The sequence below is a fragment of the Mycobacterium sp. genome, assembly GCF_032162105.1.
Lineage (GTDB): Bacteria > Actinomycetota > Actinomycetes > Mycobacteriales > Mycobacteriaceae > Mycobacterium.
On record NZ_JAVRPS010000734.1, the window covers coordinates 1 to 7,639 of the forward strand.

Below are 7,639 nucleotides of genomic sequence, written 5' to 3' on the forward strand. Positions count from 1 at the left end.
GTATCCCGGTTGGCGAAGCCGCGGCCATGGAGATTTCAAGGACATCCGCGGGGTCATGGTGCATCACACCGGATCGGACAACGCGAGCGCCGCCTCGATCGCCGACGGCCGCCCCGATCTCCCCGGCCCGCTTTCGCAGCTGCACATCGCGCGGACGGCACGGTCACCGTGGTCGCGGTCGGTGTCGCCTGGCACGCCGGTGTCGGCATGTATCCATGGCTGCCGACCAACATGGGCAACTGGCACATGATCGGCATCGAGTGCGCCAATAGCGGGACCAGTCCGACAGCATCGCACCGGACGAACTGGCCTGATGCTCAGTATTTCGCGCTGGTTCGCTGCCGCGCGGCGATTAGCCGACGCCTTGCGCAGAACTCCAGCCGGACCATCGGGCACAAGGAGTACGCGGGTCGCGCGCAAGGCAAATGGGACCCAGGCGCGATCGACATGGACGTGTTGCGCGGCGATATTCAAGCCCGCATCGGCAGCATCGCCAACCCGGCGCCGACCCCGAGACCACCCGTCCCGGTCGGGCAGTACGCCGACGTCTTGTCCTCCGCGGCTCCGAGGGACCACAGGTCACCCAACTCCAACGCCGGCTCGAGTATGCCTACGACGACTACGCCGGGGAGTTGGTCATCGACGGCTACTTCGGCCCGGAAACCGAGGCCGCGGTGAAGGAGTTCCAGCGACGCACCCCCGGCCTCAAGGTGGACGGCATTGTCGGCCCTGCCACCGCTGCCGCCTTGCGGTTGCAGGTGACGCTCCCGATGTCGGTTTGAGTCCGACCGGGGGTTGCCCCGAACCCGCTCAGTTCGCCAGTCGCTGCGCCAGCTCGTGCAGGTCTGCGGCCGACACATCCGCGCCAGGGTCTTCATAGACGGGCGAGTCGGACCCAAACTCGAGGGGGCGCTCGATGAAAGCGGTCTGCAGCCCGGCCGCGCATGCACCGTTGAGGTCCCACGGGTGTGCTGCCACCAGCATCAACTCGGCCGGCTCGACACCCAGCAGGCTCGCTGGAGAGACCCGTCGCCCAACTGCGGTCTTCGCGCTCGCTGAAGCCGCCATCCTTATTGCGTGATTGCGTGCGGTCTCGCCGGGGGCCGCCCTCGGCTTGGCGCTGTCACGAATGTTGGTGAGGGTGCTCCCCGGCGTGTTCGGTCCGCCGCCACCAGCTCTCTGTGCCGCGATTTCTTCTCAGTGGGCCGCCGCGACCATCATCATCGCGATCGCCGCCGTGTCGGCCACGACGGTCCGCCTTGCGCGACGTTCGCCCCTCACAGTGCTGAGCGAGTTGTAAAACGGCGGCTACCGCTTAGATGATGCAGCCGAAGGTTGAGTGTTGATGCGAGGCACCCGAGGCCGAATTGCTCGGCGACCAGGTCTCGCCGCGAGTCTGGGCGATCTCGACGCACTCGGCGTTGTCTCAGCGGCCGTAGTTTGGTGTCATCGACGATGGCCGGCGCGGGCTTGCTGCGGTCGCCCACGAACGGAAACCACATCGCGCAATCCGCAACACACGCTGGAGGCGCTGGGAGTCGTTGCTCCGCCTAGTTTGCCTGGGCAGTGGGTGCGTTGACCGTGGTGAGATCCTCCCGCCGAGGATTCAACATGCCGCGTAAGTTCTTCATTCACGAGTATCGCTGGCCCCCTCCTCGGGAACCGCGTGGTCTTGCGCTATTGGAGTGGAAATTTGACCAGTCGCCGAGTTGCTCAGCGCGCGTGCCAGATTCGCCCAACCCGCGACGTTGGCCGCTATCGGCGAGTTCTCCTGCGGCCCCGCCGCTACATCGCGTGGCGCAGCCGGGCGATGATGCCGTCGAGGTCGAGGACGAACATGTCGGGCCGGAAGACGTGGCCGCCGGGCACCTCATGCGATTCATGCGGGATGCCGGCTTCGCTGAGGCGTTCGCGGAACTCCCGCTGGCCGGCAAGCACCTGGGTCTCGTTCACGCTGTCGAACCAGTTGAGCGGGTCGGGACTGGTGCCGGCGACGAGGAAGATCCGCTTGTTCCGGTAGCTCTCGATACGCTCGACCGGGTTGTCGGCGCTGACCCTGGCCTGGTCCCAGAACGGCGCGCCGTAGACGGTGCCGCCGGCCAGGTCCAGGACCGCCGAGGTGATGTTTGCCCAGTGCACGACCAGGCCGAAGTCGCGGCGCAGACTCGCCGGGCCGGAGTGGGCGCTCACCGAGGCGAAGTGGCCGTAGTACTTGGCTGCGTACTTCAGCGCACCGAAGCCACCCATCGAAAACCCGCCGACCGCACGGCCGTCGTACTCGGCGTACGTTCGGAAATTCGCCTCGATCCAGGGAAGCAGCTGGGCGATGTGGAATGTCTCCCAGTTCCGCGGGCCGACGAACGAGGTGACCGGGTTGGAGTACCAGCCCGCGTGCCCGCCGTCCGGCATCACGACGATGATCGGCTTTCCAGCGGTCAGGTCGCGGATGCCCAGAAAGTCGAACTGGCGGAAGTCGTCGGCGCCACCGTGGAACATGTAGAGGACGGGATAGGTGCGTCCGCTGGTTTGGTAATCGTCGGGAAGCAGGACGTTGACGCCGGGGTTCCAGCCGATCGCGGCGGTCTGGAACCGGTAGTACTTCAAGCGAGGGTCGTTCTCGTTGCGGTCGACGATCGTCAGCCCGAACCCGTCGCTGCGCCCGACGAATATGACCAGTACCTGTCCATCGTCGACGACGTCGGGATCGGCGATCCCGTTGGCGGCGGCGATCAGCGGATAAAGCGAGGCGTCACCATAGAAACGCGCAGCCAACGCCGACAGCGTGTCCCCCGCGACAACCGTGTGTCTTGTGATTTCCGGGATGATCAGCCGTTGCCCCGCATCGATGCCGCCGGGATCGGCGATCCCGCTGGCGGTGGCGATCAGCCGAGAAAACGAGGCGTCACCATAGAAGCGCACAGCCAATGCCGACAGCGTGTCCCCGGCGACAACCGTGTATCTCGTGAAGTCGGGGAAGATCAGCCGTTGCCCCACATCGATGACGTCGGGATCGGCGATCCCGTTGGCGGTGGCGATCAGCCGATTAAGTTCCGCGTCACCATAGAAACGCAACGCCAACGCCCACAGCGTTTCCCCCGCGACAACCGTATGTGTTCTGATCATTCGTTTCGCTCCTTCAGTTGCAACTGGCTCTAGCCTCGATTTTGCGCGCGCAGCTGTGAAGCATCCCGGGTTTCATGCACACCTTGTTACGTGTGACCGGTGTGTTGCCCGGTCTGTTGGTGAGCGGAGTACTCGGCCTCGGCATCTGTGGGTGGGCGGCGGCCGAGGCGGTGCATGAGCCTGCTGGTTGGGCGATACCTCGTTTGAGGCGGGTTCGGTCATAGGGCGGCGTCGCGATATTGGATGGCAACGCCGAAAGCGTGCCCTCGTTGAGTTCTGTCATGTTCGACCCTCCAAACAAACAGTGCTTACTTCTCGCGGAGCAACCGGAGGTCGGATGGTTCGCGGAGCAGGTCTTCGAGAATCTTGTTGCCCTCGGTGTTGTAGGGCTGGAGCATGTGCTCGTCCCACGCGGCGCGCGAACGGAACATCTCGAGCATCACCCAGGTATCCGAATCATCTTGAGGCTGCAGGAAATGCATGAACACACAGCCCGGCTCGTTCAGGGTGTTCTGGCGCATCGACTGGAGCTGTGCCTCGGCCTCTTCGAGGCGGTCGAGGCGCGGCTTGATGGTAACCACCAGAAACAGCGGTCCGTCGTGATCGCCATGGTCATCGTCCGGCAACGGGCACCTCGATCGAGTTCTGCAGCGTGTCGATGAATGCGTCCGTGTTCTTGCTTCCGACGAACGCGGCGACCGCGTCGTACACAGCGTGCTGGAAGTCCGTCGACATCAACTCGCCGTGGGTGATGGACAGCAGAACCTTGTCCTTCCACAACGACTCCGAAGCCTGTCGCTGATACGCGGGCAGTGATGACACGTCGACGTCATTCCGAATTGGCACGGACCCCTTCGCCTTGTTGAACTCCAGTGACGTCTTCGGATCCGCGATGGTCGCCATGAACTTCATCGCGTTCATGCCGTCCTTGGCATCCGACGACACCACGAACGTGTCGACGATCGCCAGGTACGCACCCGTGGTCCCGGGATACGGCACATACCCGAAGTCCGTGCCTTCGACCGACCTGTTCGCGACGAGTTCGCCGTAGACGGAATCGTTCATCGACAGGAAGGCGCACTGGCCGGTGGCCAGCTTCTTCGCCGCCTGATCCCAAGTCAGGCCGCCGGCGTTCGGATCGGCGCGAGAAACGATCTGCGCGAACTGCGAAAGCGCTTGCCTGAGTTGAGATCCCCTCCAGTCGAACGAATCGTCCCGAATCCTCGCCCATCCATCGGTGCCGATCACCCCGAGCAGTGTATTCTCGAACAGTTCGGTCGCGGTGAACCTGTCCTTGCCGCCAAGGCACAACGCCGTCTTGCCGCTTGCCGCCACCTTCGCGAGATCTGCTTCGAAAGCCTCGGTCGTATAGCCGGGACCCGGCGCCCTCACGCCGGCGTCGCGCAGCATCCGCTGGTTGAACCACAACACATTTCCGCGATGGGACCCAGTCGGCACGCCCCAGGCCTTGACCCGATAGGTCGCGGCGTCGAGCAATGCCTGCGGCATGGTGCGATCCAAACCCGAGCTTTCGTAGACGCCGGACACATCGGTGATGCGGTCGGCGTCGACCCACGCACGCAGCGAACTGCCCAAGAACGTCTGCCATACGTCGGGCGGATCACCCGCCTGCAGGCGCGCGGCGAGCGCAACCTGGACGTTGCTACCGCCACCGCCGGCGATGGCGCCGTCGACCACCTCCACGTCGGGATTCCCCGCCTTGAAGGCGTTGAGCAGCACCTCCAACGCCGGATGTTCCGAAGGTGACACCCACCAGGAGATCACTTCGAGTCGCTTGGTCGGCTCGGAGAAGTTGGCCTTCTGGCCGCCGCCACCGCACGCCGCGAGGACGAATGCCAGCGCGATGATCCAATAACGCCTCATGCTGTTCGTTCTCCAACCTGGTGGGGCGTCGCCTTCAGGTCGAAGACGGCGAAACTGGTGACGACGGCGAAGCAGACGGCGGGCACGATGAACGAGATCGCCGGGCTGGTCGCGTCGAGGAGGCGTCCCTGGATCAGCGGCATGATCGCCCCGCCGACGATCGCCATCACCAGTCCCGCCGCGCCGAATTTGGTTGCGGGACCCAGACCTTGGAGGGCAACGCCGTAGATCGTCGGGAACATCAAGGACAGGCAGAAGGACAACGCGACGACGGCGGCCACGCCCGCCACGTTCGGCGAGAACATCGCGAAGACACACAGTACGACCGCGAGTGCGCCCAGGACCATAAGGACTTTCGTGGCGCGGATCCGCCCGATGACCCACGTCATGATGAATCGGGAGATGAGGAACACGATCAGACTGACCTGCAGGAGATACCCGCCCAGCTGCAAAGATCCGTTGAGCGCCTGTTGCGAGTACTGGATCAGGTATGTCCACGTACAGACCTGCGCCGCGACATTGAAGAACTGCGCGACCACGCCGTAGACGTAGCGCTTGTTCGACAGGAGGATCTTCAGCGGTCGCTGGCCTTCCAGATCTCCCGACTCGAACTCCTCGACGATCGGCGGCGACTTCTTGATGGCGATCACCAGCCCGATGGCGATGAGGACGAATCCGAGGCCGAGGTATGGGCCCATCACCGCACCAAGCTGGCCGGCGCGGATTGTTTGTTCCTGGGCCGGTGTCAGGTTGGCCATGTTCACCGGTTGGTCCAACTTCGGCAGGATCAGGGTGGCGGCCAAGAGCACACCGATGTTCGTGCCGACAGGGTTGAAGGCCTGCGCGAAGTTGAGCCGTCGGGTCGCGGTTTCTTCCGGGCCCAGCGAAAGCACGTACGGGTTGGCGGACGTCTCGAGAATCGAGCACCCGGCGGCGATCGCGAACAGAGCGACCAGGAACGCCTCGTAGGTCATGATCTTGCTGGCCGGATAGAACGCGATCGCGCCCGCTGCGGCGAGCAGCACACCGGAGAGAAGGCCGGCCTTGTATCCGAATCGCTCGTTGATGAACGCCGCCGGGATCGCCAGCAGGAAGTACGCGCCGAAATACGCCAACTGCACCAGCGAGGCCTGGAAGGTGTTCATGTCGAAGATCTGCTTGAAGCCGGCCACCATCGGCGTGGTGAGATCGGCGGCGATGCCCCATGCGGTGAAGCAACAGATGAGGACCACGAACAGCAGCCCCATCCCCGGGTAGATCAAGCCACCTTTTGCAGTCGTGGCGTCAGGTGCGTCGGCGGGCTGATCGGCGTGCTCAGTCGTCGTCATGGTGAGTACCTCTCGTCCGCTGAGAAGAGTTCAGTCCCCGATTAGACCTGTGATCTGGGTCACACTACTCAGATGTCGCGACCGATGGAACAGGTTCCGCATGTGGCTAGACGTGTCAGAACAGTCGGGTATTTCCCCGGCACTGTGGGGCCGCGGAGGCCACTGTGCTGAGGTTTGAGTGTCGGGGACGAAGTCCCAGGCTCCGCGCTGGGCATCCGACGGTGGTACCCGCCGGGCGAGGTTCGAATCGTTCGGTGCGCACGAAAGCGCGGGCCCACAGCAGGCTGCTTGGGAACGGGAGGCTCGGCCCATGATCGAGGCATCCGCTACTCGTGGTGACGGGACAGCCCGCGAGTGGCCGGGCCTTCGAGCACCTCGCCGTCGGCGTCGAAGCGGGAACCATGCAGCGGGCACTCCCACGCCTCGTCGGCGTCGTTCCATGTCACGATGCCGCCGAGATGGGGGCATACGGGCGAGGTAGTGCGCAGCGTCCCGTCGACGACGCTGGTGGCTCGGAGGCGCCACGGCGGCCCGCTGACCACGCCCTGTCCCTCGGTGGGGGCAGCGGCGTGTGCGGTGATCGGGGTGATCCAGCCCTTGACCAGGTTGAAGCCCACCTCGAGGTTGGCCTGTACGGCGGTGCGGATACCTGCCAGCTCGCGTGGACTCCAGCTGGCGAACGCGCGGGCCTAGTCCATCCGACCGCCGAGGATGCGCGCGGAAAGGGCCAGTGCCGCGGCCACCCCATTGGTCATGCCCCACTTGTCGAAACCCGTTGCCACGCAGATCTTGTCGTTGCCCGGCAACAGTGCCCCGACATAGGGCAGCTCGTCGATCGAGTGGTAGTCTTGCGCCGACCAGAAATGGGTCTGCATTGCGCCGGGATAGTGCAGGAACGTCCAGCGGCGAAGCTCATCGATCGACCTTGAGGGACCATCGCTTCGACCGACTGGGTGCCCAGCACCGCCGACGATCAGCTTGTCCCCTCCGGCGGTGGGCGCGTACCGCACCGACCGCGTGGGCGAGTCGACCGAGATGAACATCGGGCTGGTGAGGTCTCCGGGCACGTCGAACGCCAAGCAGTACGAGCGCTGCGGTTTGACCGTTGCCGTTGAGTGTGTTTTGGTGACACGCTCATGCGGCGTCCCCTTGCGGGGTTTGGGTTCTGGCCTCTCCACTCCCGGCCCCACCTGGGTGAGGTCTTCTGGGTGCTCCGCCGGCGCCGGATGATCCGGCGTCCGCGCCATGGCCTGTACCAACCGATGTGGTTGGCCCGGGTACCGATGGGGCCGTGGTCCTGACTG

Annotated in this window: 5 protein-coding genes and 2 pseudogenes; 1 reads left to right on the forward strand and 6 read right to left on the reverse strand. The window is 64.6% G+C overall.

The annotated features are described in order from the left end of the window. Positions 1-782: pseudogene (locus QOC69_RS36985) on the forward strand (peptidoglycan recognition protein family protein); the annotation flags it as partial. 28 nt (positions 783-810) lie between these two features. Here QOC69_RS36985 and QOC69_RS36990 read toward each other — a convergent pair. The 6 genes and pseudogenes from QOC69_RS36990 to QOC69_RS37015 all read right to left on the reverse strand — a co-directional run. Further along, the gene (locus tag QOC69_RS36990; RefSeq protein WP_526447973.1) at positions 811-1,068 is read right to left on the reverse strand and encodes a hypothetical protein; all 258 of its coding nucleotides are present in this window, start codon (positions 1,066-1,068) and stop codon (positions 811-813) included. A 717-nt stretch (positions 1,069-1,785) separates the two neighbouring features. Next, entirely contained in the window at positions 1,786-3,123 is a 1,338-nt protein-coding gene (locus tag QOC69_RS36995) for an alpha/beta hydrolase-fold protein (RefSeq protein WP_526447976.1), read from the reverse strand. 308 nt (positions 3,124-3,431) lie between these two features. Further along, positions 3,432-3,749: a putative quinol monooxygenase gene (locus QOC69_RS37000; protein WP_526447978.1), complete on the reverse strand. Its 318-nt coding sequence runs from the start codon at positions 3,747-3,749 to the stop codon at positions 3,432-3,434. Next, positions 3,736-5,007 (reverse strand): ABC transporter substrate-binding protein, encoded by a 1,272-nt coding sequence (locus QOC69_RS37005; protein ID WP_526447980.1) that lies wholly within the window; start codon positions 5,005-5,007, stop codon positions 3,736-3,738. The genes QOC69_RS37000 and QOC69_RS37005 overlap by 14 nt, the downstream gene beginning before the upstream one ends. Further along, positions 5,004-6,335 carry an L-fucose:H+ symporter permease gene (fucP, locus tag QOC69_RS37010; RefSeq protein WP_526447984.1) on the reverse strand — a complete coding sequence of 444 codons (1,332 nt, stop codon included), beginning with the start codon at positions 6,333-6,335 and terminating at the stop codon, positions 5,004-5,006. The genes QOC69_RS37005 and fucP overlap by 4 nt, the downstream gene beginning before the upstream one ends. A gap of 326 nt (positions 6,336-6,661) precedes the next feature. Beyond that, a pseudogene (locus QOC69_RS37015) lies at positions 6,662-7,444 on the reverse strand (FAD-dependent oxidoreductase); the annotation flags it as partial. Positions 7,445-7,639: the final 195 nt, after the last annotated feature.